This window comes from Neisseria flava (genome assembly GCF_982712965.1).
This window is the reverse complement of the sequence record NZ_CEXQBZ010000111.1, coordinates 18,488-37,442: the sequence shown is the minus strand read 5'-3', so window position 1 is coordinate 37,442 and position 18,955 is coordinate 18,488. Positions and strand designations below refer to the sequence as shown.

At 52.5% G+C, this 18,955-nt stretch carries 12 protein-coding genes; 8 read left to right on the top strand and 4 right to left on the bottom strand.

The features are described 5' to 3' along the window. Positions 1-14 precede the first annotated feature (14 nt). From mfd to aroA, 4 genes are all read right to left on the bottom strand, one after another. The gene (gene mfd, locus AC5M9B_RS05915; RefSeq protein ID WP_146736381.1) at positions 15-3,698 is read right to left on the bottom strand and encodes a transcription-repair coupling factor; all 3,684 of its coding nucleotides are present in this window, start codon (positions 3,696-3,698) and stop codon (positions 15-17) included. Positions 3,699-3,839: 141 nt separating this feature from the next. Next, complete coding sequence (tadA, locus tag AC5M9B_RS05910) at positions 3,840-4,562, bottom strand: tRNA adenosine(34) deaminase TadA (RefSeq protein WP_186805585.1); 723 nt, start codon at positions 4,560-4,562, stop codon at positions 3,840-3,842. A gap of 15 nt (positions 4,563-4,577) precedes the next feature. Then, positions 4,578-5,519: a tRNA (adenosine(37)-N6)-dimethylallyltransferase MiaA gene (gene miaA / locus AC5M9B_RS05905; RefSeq protein WP_146736379.1), complete on the bottom strand. Its 942-nt coding sequence runs from the start codon at positions 5,517-5,519 to the stop codon at positions 4,578-4,580. Positions 5,520-5,641: 122 nt separating this feature from the next. Continuing rightward, the gene (aroA, locus tag AC5M9B_RS05900) at positions 5,642-6,940 is read right to left on the bottom strand and encodes a 3-phosphoshikimate 1-carboxyvinyltransferase (RefSeq protein WP_146736407.1); all 1,299 of its coding nucleotides are present in this window, start codon (positions 6,938-6,940) and stop codon (positions 5,642-5,644) included. Between the two features lie 229 nt (positions 6,941-7,169). On the opposite strand from aroA, the gene trpE reads away from it, so the two are divergent. The 8 genes from trpE (at position 7,170) to lpdA (ending at position 18,732) form a co-directional block, all read left to right on the top strand. After that, complete coding sequence (gene trpE, locus AC5M9B_RS05895) at positions 7,170-8,645, top strand: anthranilate synthase component I (RefSeq protein WP_146736378.1); 1,476 nt, start codon at positions 7,170-7,172, stop codon at positions 8,643-8,645. A 61-nt stretch (positions 8,646-8,706) separates the two neighbouring features. Next, entirely contained in the window at positions 8,707-9,540 is an 834-nt protein-coding gene (locus tag AC5M9B_RS05890; protein WP_487648379.1) for an abortive infection system antitoxin AbiGi family protein, read from the top strand. Positions 9,541-9,551: 11 nt separating this feature from the next. After that, positions 9,552-10,688, top strand: a complete 1,137-nt coding sequence (locus AC5M9B_RS05885) for a 5-(carboxyamino)imidazole ribonucleotide synthase (protein WP_487648378.1) — start codon at positions 9,552-9,554, stop codon at positions 10,686-10,688. Positions 10,689-10,766: 78 nt separating this feature from the next. Further along, positions 10,767-11,249 carry a GNAT family N-acetyltransferase gene (locus tag AC5M9B_RS05880; RefSeq protein WP_016687430.1) on the top strand — a complete coding sequence of 161 codons (483 nt, stop codon included), beginning with the start codon at positions 10,767-10,769 and terminating at the stop codon, positions 11,247-11,249. Between the two features lie 94 nt (positions 11,250-11,343). After that, entirely contained in the window at positions 11,344-11,961 is a 618-nt protein-coding gene (locus AC5M9B_RS05875; RefSeq protein WP_424045953.1) for a Smr/MutS family protein, read from the top strand. 381 nt (positions 11,962-12,342) lie between these two features. Further along, a complete protein-coding gene (aceE, locus tag AC5M9B_RS05870) occupies positions 12,343-15,006 on the top strand; it encodes a pyruvate dehydrogenase (acetyl-transferring), homodimeric type (protein ID WP_424045952.1) in 2,664 nt (887 codons plus the stop codon). Positions 15,007-15,246: 240 nt separating this feature from the next. Continuing rightward, positions 15,247-16,860 carry a dihydrolipoyllysine-residue acetyltransferase gene (aceF, locus tag AC5M9B_RS05865; protein ID WP_101810031.1) on the top strand — a complete coding sequence of 538 codons (1,614 nt, stop codon included), beginning with the start codon at positions 15,247-15,249 and terminating at the stop codon, positions 16,858-16,860. 87 nt (positions 16,861-16,947) lie between these two features. Continuing rightward, the gene (gene lpdA / locus AC5M9B_RS05860; protein WP_049227682.1) at positions 16,948-18,732 is read left to right on the top strand and encodes a dihydrolipoyl dehydrogenase; all 1,785 of its coding nucleotides are present in this window, start codon (positions 16,948-16,950) and stop codon (positions 18,730-18,732) included. The last annotated feature ends 223 nt before the right edge of the window (positions 18,733-18,955 follow it).

Genomic DNA, 18,955 nt, shown 5'->3' with positions numbered 1-18,955 from the left:
TTCTTTATCAAACTCTACTTTGCTACCACTCTTTCTTTCAAAGTCTTCAACACATTCTTCACGGTGTTAATCCTGACTTCGATATTTTCCATCTCGGCTGTAAATCTTAACTTATCCGCCCCTGCCAGCCGGTATTTTTTATCCGTCTGAATCAGCAGGATGATTTCTGTCGGGTCGATTTGGTGATTTTTGCCGAAGGTAATGGTGACGGCTTCGCCGGTGGCGTCGATGGCGTCTATGCCCAATTCTTTTGCGGCGAGCCGCAGGTGGTGGCTTTCGATGAGGGTTTTGACGGGTTGTTCGGGCAGGCCGAAGCGGTCAACGAGTTCTTCGTGTATCGCGTTGATTTGCTGCACGGTTTCGCAGACGGCGAGGCGTTTGTAGAGGACGAGCCGTTCGTGGATGTCGGGGCAGTAGCTTTCGGGCAGCAGGGCGGGGCTGTGCAGTTTGATTTCGGTGGTGATACCCAACGGTGCGTCGAGGTCGGGCTGGCGGCCTTTTTTGAGGTCGCGCACGGCTTGTTTGAGCATTTCGGTGTAGAGCGTGAAGCCGACCTGTATCATTTCGCCGGATTGCCCTTCGCCGAGGATTTCGCCTGCGCCGCGGATTTCTAAATCCTGCATGGCGAGGGTGAAGCCTGCGCCGAGTTCGTCTGCCACCGCGATGGCGTCGAGGCGTTTTTCTGCGTCTTTGGTGATGTATTCGGGTGTGAGCAGGTAGGCGTAGGCTTGGTGGTGGCTGCGGCCGACGCGCCCGCGAAGCTGGTGCAGTTGCGCCAGTCCGAATTTGTCGGCGCGGTTGATGATGATGGTGTTGGCGTTGGGGATGTCGATGCCGGTTTCGATGATGGTGGAGCAGAGCAACACGTTGAATCTTTGCTGCAAAAAGTCGCGCATGACTTGTTCCAGCTCGCGCTCGCGCAGTTGTCCGTGCGCCACGCCAATGCGGGCTTCAGGCAGCAGGGTTTCCAACCGCTCGCGCATATTCTCAATCGTATCCACTTCATTGTGCAGGAAAAACACTTGTCCGCCACGTTTGAGTTCGCGCAACACGGCTTCGCGCACGCTGCCTTCGCTGAACGGTTTGACAAAGGTTTTGACGGCGAGGCGGCGGCTGGGCGCGGTGGTAATCAGCGAGAAGTCGCGCAGACCTTCGAGCGCCATGCTGAGGGTGCGCGGAATCGGCGTGGCGGTCATGGTGAGGATATCGACATTGGCGCGCAGGCGTTTGAGCTGCTCTTTTTGGCGCACGCCGAAGCGGTGTTCTTCGTCGATAATCACTAAACCTAAGTTTTTGAATTTTATGTCGTCCTGCACCAATTTGTGCGTGCCGATAACGATATCGACCGTGCCGTCCGCCATGCCTTCGAGCGCGGCTTTGGTGGCTTTGCTGTTGTTAAAACGCGAAAGGCTGGCGACTTTCACGGGAAAATCGGCGAAGCGGTCGGCGAAATTTTGCGCGTGCTGCTCGACCAGAAGCGTAGTCGGAGCGAGTACGGCGACCTGTTTGCCGCCCATCACCGCCACAAACGCGGCGCGCAGGGCAACTTCGGTTTTGCCGAAACCGACATCGCCGCACACAAGGCGGTCCATCGGCTTCGCCTGCGTCAGGTCTTTAATCACGGCGGCAATGGCGGCGGCCTGGTCTTCGGTTTCTTCGTAGCCGAAGCCGTCGGCAAACGCCTGATAGTCCATCTCGTTGATTTCAAACTTGTGTCCCGATTGGGCGGCGCGTTGGGCGTAGAGGTTGAGCAACTCGGCGGCGGTGTCGCGCGCTTTTTCGGCGGCTTTGCGTTTAGCCTTGTTCCACGCGCCGCTGCCGAGCTTGTGCAGGGTGACGTTTTCATGCGCTTGGCCGGAGTAGCGGCTGATTAAATGCAGTTGCGAAACAGGCACATAAAGCTGCGCTTCGCCCGCGTATTCGAGCAACATCATTTCGTTGGTTTCGCCGCCCAAATCCATCGTTACCAAGCCCATATAGCGCCCGATGCCGTGTTCTTCGTGTACGACAGGATCGCCGATGTTGATTTCGGCAAGGTCGCGCAACAGGCCGTCTGAAACGGCGGCATGTTTCTTGCGGCGGTTGTGGACGCGCGAACGGGCGACGTATTGGTAGAGCTCGGATTCAGTGATGACGGCGATGGCACCTTGAGCGGCAACTGCTTTGCCCTCTCCCCAACCCTCCCCCACGAGAGAGGGGGCAGGCTGCTGTCGGATTTGCTCGTGCAGATCACTTGCGACGGGATGCAGGCTGCTTTTGGTTTTCAGGTTGTCTGAAACGGCGGCGGCACTTTGTTCCCTCTCCTGCGGGAGAGGGCTAGGGAGAGGGTTTGTTGCGGCTGCGGGAAATTTGGTTTGGTCGGTAACCGCTTTGCCTTCTCCCTCAGAGGCAGGAGTGGGTTGCTGTTGGCTCGGAGAGTGCAGCCCGCCCAGTTTGAACCCGTATGCCAACGGCGCAACCGTAATCATCAGTGGCTCGTGCGCCGATAAAAAGCCCTGCCAGTCGGACACAGGTTTGGCTTTCAAACCGTTTTGCTGCAAGAAGCCGAGCATGGTTTCGCGCCGTCCCAGACTTTCGGCACACAGCAAAATCCGTCCTTCAAAGGTCGTCTGAAAATCCTTCAATGCCTGCAACGGCTCGTCGGATTGGCGGTTGACGGCAAGGTCGGGCAGGGTGTGTTCCTTGCCGGAAACATCGGGCAGCACTTGTCCGTAGTTTTTCAGACGGCCTGCGAACACATCGGCAGAGAGATACAAATGCTGTGGAAGCAAAGGCGGATAAGTTTCGTCGCCCTGCGCCATGGCGTAACGCGATTTGACATCGCTCCAAAAGCGGTTGGCTTCGGCGTGAACGTCGCCCAATGAAACAAACAACGCATCTTCGCCGATATAGTCAAACAGCGTTTCCAGCTCGTTTTCAAAAAACAGCGGCAGATAATATTCCACGCCTGCGCCGAAGTGGCCGTTGCTGACGGCTTTGTACACGGCGGCATCGTTCGGATTGCCATCGACTTCTTCGCGGAAGCGGCTGCGGAAGATTTTTTGCGCCTCGCTGTCGGTGGGGAATTCGTGCGCCGGCAGCAGGCGGATTTCGGAAACGGGGGAGATGGTGCGCTGTGTGTCCGTGTCAAAGGTTTTGATGCTGTCGATTTCATCGTCGAACAAATCAATGCGGTAGGGCATTTCGCTGCCCATCGGGAACAAATCGACAATGCCGCCGCGCACGGCAAACTCGCCCGCCGCGACAACATGGGAAACATGGTTGTAGCCCGCATTCACCAAATCGGTTTTCAGACGGCCTATATCCAAAGTCTGCCCCGTTTTCAGCCAAAACGTGCGCCCCGCCAGAAACGGCACGGGCGGCAGCTTCTGCATCGCTGTGGCAACCGGCACGAACAACACGTCCGCCGCGCCGCTCTTAATCTGCCACAACGCCGACAGCCGCTCCGACACCAAATCCTGATGCGGCGAAAAACGCTCGTAAGGCAGCGTTTCCCAGTCCGGCAGGAACACAGCCGTATCGTGCGGACGGAAAAACCGCCATGCCGTCTGAAGGCGCAACGCCTGTTCCGCATCTTGGGTCAGTACGACTTTGAGCCGCTTATGCGGCAGATAACGCGCCAAAGCCAGCGGCAGCGAGCCTTGCGAAAGATTGAGCCAACGGGATTTTTCACGGGGTTTGGGGATAGGGTAGTTCATGGCGTAGGAACAATGGCTTGCGGCAGCCGGAAAATTTTTCGGGCTGCCGAGATGGGTTGTAAAAGCGGGATTTTAGCAGATTAACAGTGGGTGTAAGGGATAGGATGGTTTGGGTGATTTTCAGACGACCTTTTTAGTTTTTCAACCTTGTTTGCGCCTCGTCTGAAAAAACTCCTGCAAAACGGCTTTGCATTCGTCTTCCAAGATGCCGCCTTTGATTGCCGTGTGTTTGTTCAGCAGCGGGTTGGCAAACAGATTGACTACGCTGCCTGCCGCGCCGGTTTTGGGTTCTGCCGCGCCATAGATGACGCGGCGGACGCGGGCTTGGATGATGGCGGAGGCGCACATGGCGCAGGGTTCGAGCGTGATGTAGAGGTCGCACTCGTCGAGGCGGTAGTTTTGAAAGGCGGCACCTGCGGCGGCAAGGGCGCGGATTTCGGCGTGGCGGCTGATGTCGTGGTCGTTGACGCAGGTGTTGTGGGCGGCGGCGATGATTTGATTGTTGGAGACAACGACCGCGCCGACGGGGATTTCGCCGATGAGGGCGGATTGTTCTGCCTGCACCAAAGCGGCGCGCATGAAGGTTTCCATTTCAGACGACGTGGGGAAGACGGAGACGGGCGGATGGTTTTTAACGGCTTGTTCCAAAGCGTTTTTGTGTGTTTGCGGCAGGTCTTGCGGTTTGATACCGAGCAACAGGGCTTCGAGTTGCCAAAGCGTGCTGCGGGTAACGGTCAGTCCGGCGGCCTTGAGCAACAGGAAGGCTTGGACAGAACCCGTGTCGCGCAGCTCTTCTATACTGCGGATGCCAAGCGATTGCAGGGCGGCTAAGGTTTGCGGGGCGACGGGCGGTGTGGTCAACAGGGTCAGCATGGCGTTTTAGATTTGGAAATGGCGGCGGACGAGTGCCAAGGTCGTCTGAACGTGGTCGCCGTCGGTATAGGGGTCGATGCTGTGCGCCAATGGGATTTTGCGCAGCCAAGTGAGTTGGCGTTTGGCAAGCTGGCGGGTGGCGGCAATGCCTTTTTCGACAAAGGTGTCGTAATCGGTCAAGCCTTCGAGGTAATCCCATGCCTGCCGGTAGCCGACGCAGCGCATAGAAGGCATATCGGCGGTCAGTTCGGGATATTTTTGGCGCAGGGCGCGCATTTCGTCGATGAAGCCTTGTTCCAACATTTGTGTAAAACGGCGGGCGATGTTTTCGTGCAGCAAGGCGCGGTTTTCGGGAATCAGGGCGGTGGTGCAGAGGTCGAGCGGCGGGGTGTAGTCGGCTTTTTCGGCAAAATGCACACTCAAGGGCTTGCCGGTCAGGCGGTACACTTCCAAAGCGCGTTCGATACGTTGGCTGTCGTTTGGTTTCAGACGACCTGCGGTTTCAGGGTCTATGGTTTGCAGGCTTTGATACAGATTCGCCAAGCCGTATCGTTGTTTTTCTTCCTGCAACTGGGCGCGCACGGCGGGATCGGCTTCGGGCAGGTCGTTCAAGCCTTCGGTCAGTGCGTGGAAATACATCATCGTTCCGCCAACAATCAAAGGCAGCCTGCCGCGCGCACGGATTTCCTCCGCCAGCCGCACGCAGTCGCCGACAAACTCCGCCGCGCTGTAAGACTTGGTCGGCGGGATGATGTCGATAAGGTGGTGCGGCACGGCATCAAGCTCGGCGGCGGTCGGCTTTGCCGTGCCGATGTCCATATCGCGGTACACCAGCGCGGAATCGAGGCTGATGATTTCGACCGGCAGGGCTTCGGCGATTTTCAAGGCAAGGGCGGTTTTCCCGCCGGCAGTCGGGCCGGGGATGGCAAAGGCTTTTGGGGTGTTCATATCAAAAGGGGCGTGGGGAAACGGACGGATTATAGCAAAAGGTCGTCTGAAAACGGTTCGGCGTTGGATTGCGGAACGATATTTTCAGACGACCTTTTTGTTTGGGCAAACGTTCTCCCGCTTTAAACCGCGTCGGTCAGCGATGAGAACACTTCAAAATAAGTCGGAAAGGTTTTATGGGTGCATTTCGGGTCGTTGATGACGACGGGTACGCCCAACAGGGAAACCAGCGAGAAACACATCGCCATGCGGTGGTCGTCGTAAGTGTCGATGACGGCGTCGGGTGTCAGCGTTTCAGGCGGGGTGATGTGAATCGCTTCGGCTTCTTCGACGACTTTTGCACCGAGTTTGCGCAACTCGTTTGCCATCGCGTCGATGCGGTCGGTTTCCTTGACGCGCCATGAACCGATGTTGCGCAGCGTGCAGGTTTGTCCTGTGGCAAGCGCGACGATGGCGAGGGTCATGGCGGCATCGGGGATATGGTTTGCATCCAAATCAAAGGCTTGGACGGCGCGTTCCTTCGGGCGAGAGACTTCGACGAAGTTTTCACCCCACACCACATCCGCACCGATTTTTTCCAGCTCGCGAGCAAAGGCGACATCGCCCTGTATGCTGTTTGCGCCGATCCCGGTAACGCGGACGGGCGTGGCGGCAATCAAACCTGCTGCGAGGAAGTAGGACGCGCTGGAGGCATCGCCTTCGACGTGCAGATGTTCGGGCGCGTGGTAGTGCGCATCTGCGGGAATTTTGAAGATGCGGTAGTCTTCATTGGCAACCTGTACGCCGAATTGAGCCATCAGTTTCAAGGTGATGTCGATATAGGGCTTGGAAATCAACTCGCCGACCATACGGATTTCAAATGCCTGCCCGGTCAGCGGCAGTGCCATCAAAAGGGCGGTCAGAAACTGGCTGGACACATTGCCTTTAATCGGAATCACGCGCTCGCCGCGGTCTTGGCACTCGCCGATATGAAGCGGCGGATAGTGTTCGTTGCCGAGATATTCGACATCGGCGCCGGCAATCCGCAGCGCATCGACCAAGTCGCCGATGGGGCGTTCGTGCATACGCGGCACGCCATGCAGATGATAATCGCCGCCCAAAACGGCCAGCGCGGCGGTCAGCGGACGAAACGCCGTTCCCGCGTTGCCTAAAAACAAATCGGCAGTCCGATTGGGGAAACGTCCTCCTGTGCCGTATACTTTCAGACGACCTTCGGCAAGATATTCGATTTCAACGCCGAGTTTATCAAGGGCTTCCAACATACGGTCGGTATCGTCGGATTTGAGCAGGGAATGGATTTCGCAAGTGTTGTCAGACAAGGCGGCGAGCAGCAGGGTGCGGTTGCTGATACTTTTGGAGCCGGGCAGGGCGACGGTGGCGGGCTTGAGCGAGGCAGCGGGGAGGCGGATGGATTCGGTCATGATGGTCGTTTGGGAAGCGGAAACAGAAAACGGCATTATACGGCAGGGAGGGGGCGTCTGAAAAACCAAAACTGTCAACAATCCGCATAAAATGTTATACTTTTCCGCAATTTTGCGACGATGGCGCGGGCTTGTTTTTTCTGCCCGCCAAGCACGTCGTCCCGAGCTTTTTCAAAGACTTTTACACGTTCGCAAGGTCGCCTGAAAACACCCGCACAACGGAACCGAAATGATCAGCAAACAAGAATACCAAGCCCAAGCCGCCCAAGGCTACAACCGCATCCCGCTCGTGCAAGAACTCCTTGCCGACTTGGATACGCCGCTTTCCCTCTATCTCAAACTCGCCAACCGCCCCTATACCTACCTGCTCGAATCCGTTGTCGGCGGCGAACGTTTCGGCCGCTATTCCTTTATCGGCCTGCCTTGCAGCCACTATCTCAAAGTCAGTGGAAAACACGTCGATGTTTATCAAAACGGCGAAATCGTCGAGCAACACGACGGCAATCCGCTGCCCTTTATCGAGGCCTTCCACAACCGCTTCAAAACGCCCGAAATCCCAAGCCTGCCGCGCTTTACCGGCGGACTGGTCGGCTACTTCGGTTACGAAACCATCTACAATTTCGAACACTTCGCCCACCGCCTAAAAAACACCGCCAAAGCCGACCCGCTCGGTACGCCCGATATTTTGCTGATGCTGTCGCAAGAGTTGGCGGTTATCGACAATTTGAGCGGCAAAATCCACCTCATCGTTTACGCTGATCCCTCGCAGCCCGACGGCTACGAACGCGCCCGCGAACGTCTCGAAGACATCCGCACCCAATTGCGCCAAAGCTGCGCCATCCCGCTCTCGCTCGGCAGCAAACACACCGAAGCCATCAGCGAGTTCGGCGAAGAGCCGTTCAAAGCCTGTGTCGACAAAATCAAAGACTACATCTTCGCAGGCGACTGTATGCAGGTCGTACCCAGCCAGCGCATGAGCATGGAATTCACCGACAGCCCGCTTGCCCTCTACCGCGCCCTGCGTACGCTCAACCCTTCGCCTTACCTCTTTTACTACGATTTCGGCGATTTCCACATCGTCGGTTCCTCGCCTGAAATCCTCGTCCGCCGCGAACGCGACGACGTCATCGTCCGCCCCATCGCCGGCACGCGCCTGCGCGGCAAAACCCCCGCAGAAGACCTTGCCAACGAGCAGGACTTATTAAGCGACGCCAAAGAAATCGCCGAACACGTCATGCTTATCGATTTAGGGCGCAACGACGTCGGACGCATCAGCAAAACGGGCGAAGTCAAAGTAACCGACAAAATGGTGATTGAAAAATACTCCCATGTAATGCACATCGTGTCCAATGTCGAAGGTCGTCTGAAAGAGGACGTTACCAATATGGACATCCTCGCCGCCACGTTCCCCGCCGGCACACTCTCCGGTGCGCCAAAAGTCCGTGCCATGGAAATTATCGAAGAAGTCGAACCGAGCAAACGCGGCATCTACGGCGGCGCCGTCGGCGTATGGGGTTTCAACAACGACATGGATTTGGCGATTGCCATCCGCACCGCCGTGGTGAAAAACAACACGCTATACGTCCAAAGCGGCGCAGGTATCGTCGCCGACTCCGACCCGACCTCCGAATGGCAGGAAACGCAGAATAAAGCCCGAGCAGTGGTCAGGGCGGCGCAGATGGTGCAGGAAGGGTTGGATAGATAGGTTCACTAAATTATTCTGAAAAAATTGAAATATGTTTAACTTCAAGTAAATACTTTGCAAAATGGCAACTATAAAATCAAACTCTTTATTTCACTTTACTCCCAAAGAGGAATATCTATTAGATATTTTGGAAAATGGATTTTGGCCTAGATATTGTTCTGAAGATATTGAATGGCTAATTCCAAAATATTTTAAAAATGAATTAGAGAAACAGGAAGAAGACAACTTTTGGGAAACTCGTACTAAAGAATTGATAAAATATAATATCAGTTCAATAGCTTACCCTATGTCTTGTTTTTGTGATATTCCACTATCCAAAATTACAGCACATACAGATTTTTATGGTGGCTTTGGTCTTGGAATGACGAAGGAGTGGGGAATAAAAAAGGGATTAAATCCTATTTTCTATCTGTCAGACAACAGTATTATTCCCAATCTAATTCGAAATTTTATCTTAAAAAATATTCCGGTGGATGCGATAAATTTGTTAATCAGTAGGGAATTGAGTCCAAACATTGCACTTCGACTTATGAAATTTTTGAAACCATTGAAAGGAAAGATGAAAGTAAATGGGAAGGAGGTAACGAAAAATTTTGATGAAGAATGTGAGTGGAGGTATGCACCTGCTTCAGATGAAAACAATCTTTTCCCAAATTTTTTACTAAATTTTTTAGCCAATAATGAAGAATTACAGGATTCAAATATTGTTACGAAAAAAGTTGCCTCACTAAAATTTGAACCTTCAGATATAAAATACATTTTTGTACCAAAAGATTCTAATATTCCAACAATTATTAATAAAATTAATACAATATTTACGGATCATCCTGAACATGAAAGGCTTCTTTTACTTTCAAAAGTTATTTCCTTAGATACTATCAGAAAAGATTTTTAATATTTCTTGCTATGAACACTTCCCCCATCCTCCCTCCTGCTACTCTCGGCATTCTCGGCGGCGGCCAATTAGGCAGAATGTTTACCGTTGCCGCCAAAACCATGGGCTACAAAGTCACCGTTCTCGACCCCGATCCGAACGCGCCGGCGGCGGAATTTGCCGACCGCCATTTGTGCGCGCCGTTTGACGACCAAGCCGCTTTGGACGAGTTGGCAAAATGCGCGGCAGTTACCACTGAATTTGAAAACGTCAATGCCGACGCGATGCGCTTTCTGGCAAAACATACCAACGTTTCCCCCAGCGGCGACTGCGTGGCCATCGCGCAAAACCGTATTCAGGAAAAAGCGTGGATACGCAAAGCGGGATTGCAAATCGCGCCGTATCAAGTGGTTTGTCGTTCAGACGACATCAGCGAAGCAAGTGCGCAATTTTTGCCCGGCATCCTGAAAACGGCTACGTTGGGCTACGACGGCAAAGGTCAAATCCGCGTCAAAACGGTGGATGAACTCAAAGCCGCGTTTGCCGAACACGGCGGCGTGGATTGCGTTTTGGAAAAAATGGTGGATTTGCGCGGCGAAATTTCAGTTATCGTATGCCGTCTGAACAATGAAAACGTGCAAACCTTTGACCCCGCCGAAAACATCCACGAAAACGGTATCCTTGCTTATTCCATCGTCCCCGCGCGGTTGAGTGCCGACGTCCAGCAACAGGCGCGGCAGATGGCGCAACGCTTGGCGGACGAATTGGATTATGTCGGCGTGTTGGCGGTGGAAATATTCGTCGTCGGCGACACACATGAATTGGTCGTCAACGAAATCGCCCCGCGCCCGCACAATTCCGGCCATCATACGCTGGATGCCTGCGCCGCAGACCAGTTTCAGCAGCAGGTACGCATTATGTGCAACCTGCCGCCCGCCGACACCAAGCTGCTTTCTTCATGCTGCATGGCGAATATTTTGGGCGACGTCTGGCAAGAAGACGGCGGCGAACCGAATTGGCTGCCGTTGCAAAGCCATCCGAATGCACACCTGCACCTATACGGCAAAAAAGCCGCGCGGAAAGGCCGCAAAATGGGACATTTCACTGTTTTGTCCGCCGATGCCGATACTGCTTTTGAAGTGGCGGCGAAACTGCATCAAAGTTTATAATTTGCTAATTTTTAGAATGTTCAGACGACCTCAGAATCAATCAAGGTCGTCTGAAAACCAGACATAACGTTCCGAATCATGAGCCTGTTGACCATACTCCGTCCCGCCACAGTACAAGATTGCCAAGCCATCCATAATGCCCATCTTCATGCCGCCCAATTCGCCTGCATTCGAAGCTACGACGAGAACGTGCTTCAGGCATGGGAAGCGCTGTTGGACACTGAAAGCTACCGCCATACCATCGACGATCCGGATAAGGCTTTGTGGGTGGTGGAATACAAAGGGGCCATCCGTGGATTTTTCCAAGTCGATTTTAAGGAAGCGCAATTAGACGCGCTTTATGTGCATCCGATTTTCCACAATCAAGGTTTGGGTACGGCATTGCTGAGGCGTGCCGAAGAGTTGGCGCACCATGCCGGATTGAGTTTTTTAAAACTTTATGCCTCGCTCAATTCCGTTCCGTTTTACCGCATCAACCGTTATGAGTCTTTGGGTTCAGCGGTGTTGCAGTTGAATCGGGAAGTCAAAGTCGAATGTGAATTAATGCGGAAATATCTTTAGTTAGATAGAACCGTAAATTATTTTCCCATTTTCAGACGACCTTGTTTGTAAAAGAGGTCGTCTGAAAATCGTTTAGCGTTTCAGGTATCCATTTATGAAAACAGATTTCCAATCTACCCTTCAGGCCTTAGGCAAGCAGGCGAAAAAAGAAGCAGAAGAAAAGGCTGTAGCAGAAGCGGCAGCTAAAAAGCAGGAAGCCGAGAATGCCGATTTTGCAAGTATGGTCGGGACGGTAACCCCGTTGAAACAAACTTCGCAATATTATTCTGCTCCGCGTGATAAATCGCCGATAAAGCCGCGTCCGAAAGAAGTATCTTCATTAAATGAGAAAGATTATTTTTATATCGGCAGCGGCGGTTGGGATGAGCCGCCTGCTTCGTTCAGTAAGAACGGGCAAGGTAAAAACGACCTGCAACGCTTGCGTAACGGCCATTATCCCGTCGTTGCCGATGTTGATTTGCACGGCTATACGCAAGAAGAAGCACAACAGGTATTAAATGAATTTATCGTGTTTGTCCAAAAGCGCGGCGTTTGTGCCGAAATTGTCCACGGCAGCGGACTGGGTTCGGCAGGCTATAAACCTGTTTTAAAAAATATGACCCGACGTTGGCTGATGCAGCATCCGGATGTCCTTGCCTATATCGAACCTCGCGAGGGTAATGACGGCGCTGTCCGCATCCTTATCAAACGCCGACATTCGGAGGAACGGTAATAGGGTCGTCTGAAATATAGCGGCAAAGCTATTTCAAAAACGGTGAAAAGGCTATTTCGGATTTTTTCATTTTATTTTCGTTTTTGTACTAAAAAGAAAATTAAATAGGAAGAGTTTGATTGTTTTTGAATATATTAAATTGAAATTTGCTAGTTATACCGTTTGCTGATACGATTCGAAGCGAAGCAGATTCAAATAAATTCGCCAGTGCGTCTTTTGTTTTTAATCCAGTTTTTAACTGATTGAAAAGATTTAGATTATCTAATTTTATTTGATTTGATTTTAGAAATTTTTCGTTTTTGTATATAAATTTTCGCAAACGAAAACATTAGGGGTATAACCCTCCGTCATTAAATAACACTCAACATAAGGATAGATACTATGTCCACCCAATTACACGATGTTGACCCGATTGAAACCCAAGAGTGGTTGGACGCGTTAAGCTCAGTTTTGGAATACGAAGGCAGCGAACGTGCACAATACCTATTGGAACATCTGGTTAAATACAGCCGCGACAAAGGCGTTCGTATGCCTCACGGCACGACTACTCCGTATTTGAATACCGTTTCGGTTGAAGACGAAAAAGGTATTCCGGGCGATCAAAACATCGAACACCGCATCCGCGCATTCGTGCGCTGGAACGCCGCCGCCATCGTATTGCGCGCCGGTAAAAAAGATTTGGAGCTGGGTGGCCATATCGCATCTTTCCAATCTGCAGCAACCATGTACGAAGTGGGTTTCAACCACTTCTGGAAAGCTAAAGGCGAAGGTGAAGAAGGTGATTTGGTATTTTTCCAAGGCCACGTTTCTCCAGGCATCTATGCCCGCGCTTTCGTTGAAGGTCGTCTGACTGAAGACCAACTGGACAATTTCCGCCAAGAAGTGGACGGAAAAGGTCTGCCTTCTTACCCGCACCCGCACTTGCTGCCTGACTTCTGGCAGTTCCCGACCGTATCTATGGGTTTGGGTCCGATTATGGCGATTTACCAAGCCCGTTTCCTGAAATACTTGGAATCCCGTGGTCTCGCAAAAACCAAAGGCCGCAAAGTATGGGTATTCTGTGGTGACGGCGAAATGGATGAACCGGAAAGCCAAGGCGCGATTGCCCTTGCTGCACGCGAAGGTTTGGACAACCTGATTTTCGTCATCAACTGTAACCTGCAACGCTTGGACGGTCCTGTCCGTGGTAACGGCAAAATTATCCAAGAATTGGAAGGTAACTTTGCCGGTGCCGGCTGGAATGTTGTTAAAGTCATCTGGGGTCGTCGTTGGGACCGCCTCTTGGCAAAAGACAAAGACGGTATCCTGCGCAAACGCATGGAAGAATGTTTGGACGGCGACTACCAAACTTACAAATCCAAAGATGGTGCGTACGTTCGCGAACACTTCTTCAATACCCCTGAATTGAAAGCATTGGTTGCCGATATGACCGATGAGCAAATCTGGGCATTGAACCGCGGCGGTCACGACCCGCAAAAAGTGTACAACGCTTATGATCTCGCAGCTAACCATGCGGACGGCAAACCTACCGTAATTTTGGCGAAAACCATTAAAGGTTATGGTATGGGCGCATCCGGCGAAGGTCAAAACGTTGCCCACCAAGCCAAAAAAATGGACAAAGCGTCTCTGAAACAATTCCGCGACCGCTTTGACATTCCTGTTACCGACGAGCAAATCGACAGCGGCGATCTGCCTTACCTGACTTTTGCTCCTGACAGCGAAGAATACAAATACCTGCACGCCCGCCGCGAAGCCTTGGGTGGTTACCTGCCTCAACGTCATCCGACAAAAGAGGTATTGGAAGTGCCTGAGTTGTCCGCATTCGATGCTCAACTGAAATCCAGCGGGGATCGTGAATTCTCGACCACTATGGCATTTGTCCGCATTCTGTCTACTCTGTTGAAAGACAAAAAAATCGGCAAACGCGTCGTACCTATCGTTCCAGACGAAAGCCGTACCTTCGGTATGGAAGGCATGTTCCGTCAATACGGTATTTGGAACCCGAAAGGCCAGCAATACACCCCGCAAGACAAAGACCAACTGATGTTCTACAAAGAATCCGTTGACGGTCAAATCTTGCAAGAAGGTATTAACGAACCAGGCGCGATGGCTGACTGGATCGCAGCTGCAACCAGCTATGCCAACAGCAACTTCGCGATGATTCCTTTCTACATTTACTACTCCATGTTTGGTTTCCAACGTATTGGCGACTTGGCATGGGCTGCTGGCGATATGCACGCACGCGGCTTCCTGTTGGGTGGTACTGCCGGTCGTACAACCTTGAACGGTGAAGGCCTGCAACACGAAGACGGCCACAGCCACATTCAAGCCGATTTGATCCCGAACTGCGTTTCTTACGATCCGACCTTCCAATACGAAGTAGCCGTTATCGTACAAGACGGTCTGCGTCGTATGTATGCCAATAACGAAGACGTGTTCTACTACATCACCTTGATGAACGAGAACTATGCTCATCCGGATATGCCTGAAGGTGCGGAACAAGACATCCTGAAAGGTATGTACTTGCTGAAAGCCGGTGGCAAAGGCGACAAGAAAGTTCAATTGATGGGTTCCGGTACCATCCTGCAAGAAGTGATTGCCGGTGCCGAATTGTTGAAAGCTGACTTCGGCGTAGAGGCAGACATTTGGTCTTGCCCGTCCTTCAACCTGCTGCACCGTGATGCCATCGAGGCAGAACGTTTCAACCGCCTGCATCCGCTGGAAGCTGAAAAAGTGCCTTTCGTTACTTCACAACTGCAAGGTCATGACGGTCCGGTTATCGCCGCTACTGACTATATCCGCAGCTATGCCGACCGTATCCGCGCGTACATTCCGAACGACTACCATGTCTTGGGTACCGATGGTTTCGGCCGCTCCGACAGCCGTGCCAACCTGCGCCGCTTCTTCGAAGTGGATCGCTACAACGTTGCCGTGGCAGCATTGAGCGCATTGGCAGAACAAGGCAAAGTCAGCAAAGAAACCGTTCAGCAAGCCATCGAAAAATACGGCATCAATGCCGACGTGGCTCCAAGCTGGAAACGTTAATTCTGTTTTCAGACGACCTCAAAGTAAATTTGCTTGCGGGGTCGTCTGAATCAAGAATACGTTGACGGTTTGCATAACGGATAGACCTTGAGTTACCAAGCAGCGGGCGCAAGTTGTACAAAAACTTCGAAGCGCAGAAAAGCTGCTCTGGAAATGGTTATCCGTGCCGGAAAACATAAGTGATGTCGTCTGAAACTGTTTTTCAGACGACCTCAAACCGAAATCATCAAAGGAACTCAAATGAGTATCGTAGAAATCAAAGTACCTGATATCGGCGGTCATGAAAACGTCGATATCATCGCAGTAGAAGTCAAAGCAGGCGACACCATCGCCGTTGACGACACCCTGATTACACTGGAAACCGACAAAGCCACTATGGACGTACCTGCCGATGCAGCAGGTGTTGTCAAAGAAGTGAAAGTCAAAGTCGGCGACAAAATCTCCGAAGGCGGCGTGATTCTGACCGTTGAAACCGGTGCTGCCGCTGCTGAAGCTGCTCCGGCTCCTGCCGCTGAAGCACAACCTGCGCCTGCCGCTGCACCCGCTGCCGCTCCCGCAGGCGGCGCAACCGTTCAAGTAGCCGTTCCCGACATTGGCGGTCATACTGATGTAGATGTAATCGCCGTTGAAGTCAAAGTGGGTGACACCGTTGCCGAAGACGACACGCTGATTACTCTGGAAACCGACAAAGCGACCATGGACGTACCTTGTACTGCCGCAGGTGTCGTTAAAGCCGTATTCCTGAAAGTCGGCGACAAAGTGTCCGAAGGTACTGCCATTATCGAAGTGGAAACCGCCGGTTCTGCCGCCGCTCCAGCGCCTGCTCAAACCGCTGCACCGGCAGTTGCACCCGCTCCGGCTGCCGCGCCTGCAGCGGCTCCGGCTCCTGTTGCCGCTCCTGCACCTACCGCTGCCAAAATCGACGAAGCCGCTTTTGCCAAAGCACACGCCGGTCCATCCGCACGCAAACTGGCGCGCGAATTGGGCGTAGATTTGGGTCAAGTCAAAGGTACCGGCTTGAAAGGCCGTATCATGGGCGACGACATTAAAGCCTTTGTGAAGTCAGTAATGCAAGGCGGTGCGGCGAAACCTGCTGCTGCCGGCGCATCTTTGGGCGGCGGTCTGGACTTGCTGCCGTGGCCTAAAGTGGACTTCTCCAAATTCGGTAATGTCGAAGTTAAAGAATTGTCCCGCATTAAGAAAATTTCCGGTCAAAACCTGTCCCGCAACTGGGTAGTTATCCCGCACGTTACCGTTCACGAAGAAGCGGACATGACCGAATTGGAAGAATTCCGTAAACAGCTGAACAAAGAATGGGAACGCGAAGGCGTGAAACTGTCTCCGTTGGCGTTCATCATCAAAGCTTCCGTTTCTGCGCTGAAAGCCTTCCCAGAATTCAACGCTTCTTTGGATGGCGATAATCTGGTGCTGAAAAACTACTTCAACATCGGTTTTGCAGCCGATACGCCGAACGGACTGGTTGTTCCTGTCATCAAAGATGTGGATCAAAAAGGTCTGAAAGAAATCAGCCAAGAGCTGACCGAATTGTCTAAAAAAGCCCGCGAAGGCAAGCTCAAACCGCAAGAAATGCAAGGCGCCTGCTTTACCATTTCCAGCTTGGGCGGCATCGGCGGTACAGGCTTCACTCCGATTGTGAACGCACCTGAAGTTGCTATTTTGGGCGTGTGCAAATCCCAAATCAAACCGGTTTGGGACGGCAAAGAGTTCGCTCCTCGCCTGATGTGTCCGTTGAGCCTGTCCTTCGACCACCGCGTCATCGACGGTGCCGCCGGTATGCGCTTCACCGTATTCCTGGCGAACCTGTTGAAAGACTTCCGCCGCATTACCCTGTAATCCGAGCGTATTTCAGACGCCCTTCGACAAACAACTCGACAGGTCGTCTGAAAACAGAAGTCCGAATATCATTCAGAAAGATTAGACATGAGCTTAGTTGAATTGAAAGTGCCCGACATTGGCGGACACGAAAATGTAGATATTATCGCGGTTGAAGTGAACGTAGGCGACACCATCGCCGTTGACGATACCCTGATTACCTTGGAAACCGACAAAGCGACGATGGATGTACCTGCCGAAGTTGCGGGTGTGGTCAAAGAAGTCAAAGTCAAAGTCGGCGACAAAATTTCCGAAGGCGGCTTGATTGTAGTCGTTGAAGCAGAAGGCGCGGCTGCCGCTCCTAAAGCCGAAGCACCTGCTGCCCCTGCGCAAGAAGCCCCCAAAGCTGCCGCCCCTGCACCGCAAGCCGCGCAATTCGGTGGTTCTGCCGATGCTGAGTACGATGTAGTCGTATTGGGTGGTGGTCCTGGCGGTTACTCCGCTGCATTTGCCGCTGCTGACGAAGGTTTGAAAGTTGCCATCGTTGAACGTTACAAAACTTTGGGCGGCGTTTGCTTGAACGTCGGCTGTATCCCTTCCAAAGCCTTGTTGCACAACGCTGCCGTTATCGACGAAGTGCGCCACTTGGCTGCCAACGGCATCAAATACCCCGAGCCTGAACTCGACATCGACATGCTGCGCGGCTACAAAGAAGGCGTAGTTTCCCGCCTGACTACCGGTTTGGCAGGCATGGCTAAAGGCCGTAAAGTGGACGTTATCCAAGGCGACGGTCAATTCTTGGATCCGCACCACTTGGAAGTGTCGCTGACTACCGGCGATGTGTACGAGCAAGCTACGCCTACCGGTGAGAAAAAAATCGTTGCGTTCAAAAACTGTATCATCGCAGCGGGCAGCCGCGTAACCAAGCTGCCGTTTATCCCTGAAGATCCGCGCATCATCGATTCCAGCGGCGCTTTGGCTCTGAAAGAAGTACCGGGCAAGCTGCTGATTATCGGTGGCGGTATCATCGGCCTCGAAATGGGTACGGTTTACAGCACGCTGGGTTCGCGCCTTGACGTTGTTGAGATGATGGACGGTCTGATGCAAGGTGCCGACCGCGATTTGGTGAAAGTATGGCAAAAACAAAACGAATACCGTTTTGATAACATCATGATCAATACCAAAACCGTCGCAGTCGAGCCGAAAGAAGATGGTGTTTACGTTACTTTTGAAGGTGCGAACGCGCCGAAAGAGCCGCAACGCTACGATGCTGTATTGGTTGCCGCCGGCCGTGCGCCTAATGGCAAACTCATCAGCGCCGAAAAAGCAGGTGTTGCCGTAACCGACCGCGGTTTCATCGAAGTTGACAAACAAATGCGTACCAATGTGCCGCACATCTACGCCATCGGTGACATCGTCGGTCAACCTATGCTGGCACACAAAGCTGTTCATGAAGGTCACGTTGCCGCTGAAAACTGCGCCGGACACAAAGCTTATTTCGATGCCCGCGTGATTCCGGGCGTGGCTTATACCGCTCCCGAAGTCGCATGGGTTGGCGAAACCGAATTGTCTGCCAAAGCATCCGGTCGCAAAATCACCAAAGCCAACTTCCCGTGGGCAGCTTCCGGTCGCGCGATTGCCAACGGTTGCGATAACGGTTTCACCAAGCTGATTTTTGATGCGGAAACCGGCCGTATTATCGGCGGCGGTATCGTCGGTCCGAACGGCGGCGATATGATTGGCGAAATCTGCTTGGCAATCGAAATGGGTTGCGACGCGGCAGATATCGGCAAAACCATCCATCCTCACCCGACCTTGGGCGAATCCATCGGTATGGCTGCCGAAGTGGCGCTGGGTACTTGTACCGACCTGCCTGCTCAAAAGAAAAAATAAGTGTATTCAGTCAGTTGAATTAAACTGCTGACATTGCATTTATCAGTCAAAGGTCGTCTGAATCTTTCAGACGACCTTTTCGTCAAACAGCATATTGTCAGTGATAGTGATTTCGCTAACGATATAATGGATGAGCAAGAATGCGTGTCTAAGCTCCAAGTGAGTCACTTAGTAATGCATTAAAACAGCAAGCAAACAAGTTCGGTAGGATTGATACTGTCAA

What these genes read in the sequence shown, in the direction of transcription:
- mfd (WP_146736381.1), bottom strand. Translation starts at nt 3,698, where the DNA reads ATGAACTACCCTATCCCCAAACCCCGTGAAAAATCCCGTTGGCTCAAT.
- miaA (WP_146736379.1), bottom strand. Translation starts at nt 5,519, where the DNA reads ATGAACACCCCAAAAGCCTTTGCCATCCCCGGCCCGACTGCCGGCGGG.
- aroA (WP_146736407.1), bottom strand. Translation starts at nt 6,940, where the DNA reads ATGACCGAATCCATCCGCCTCCCCGCTGCCTCGCTCAAGCCCGCCACC.
- trpE (WP_146736378.1), top strand. Translation starts at nt 7,170, where the DNA reads ATGATCAGCAAACAAGAATACCAAGCCCAAGCCGCCCAAGGCTACAAC.
- AC5M9B_RS05890 (WP_487648379.1), top strand. Translation starts at nt 8,707, where the DNA reads ATGGCAACTATAAAATCAAACTCTTTATTTCACTTTACTCCCAAAGAG.
- AC5M9B_RS05885 (WP_487648378.1), top strand. Translation starts at nt 9,552, where the DNA reads ATGAACACTTCCCCCATCCTCCCTCCTGCTACTCTCGGCATTCTCGGC.
- AC5M9B_RS05880 (WP_016687430.1), top strand. Translation starts at nt 10,767, where the DNA reads ATGAGCCTGTTGACCATACTCCGTCCCGCCACAGTACAAGATTGCCAA.
- AC5M9B_RS05875 (WP_424045953.1), top strand. Translation starts at nt 11,344, where the DNA reads ATGAAAACAGATTTCCAATCTACCCTTCAGGCCTTAGGCAAGCAGGCG.
- aceE (WP_424045952.1), top strand. Translation starts at nt 12,343, where the DNA reads ATGTCCACCCAATTACACGATGTTGACCCGATTGAAACCCAAGAGTGG.
- aceF (WP_101810031.1), top strand. Translation starts at nt 15,247, where the DNA reads ATGAGTATCGTAGAAATCAAAGTACCTGATATCGGCGGTCATGAAAAC.
- lpdA (WP_049227682.1), top strand. Translation starts at nt 16,948, where the DNA reads ATGAGCTTAGTTGAATTGAAAGTGCCCGACATTGGCGGACACGAAAAT.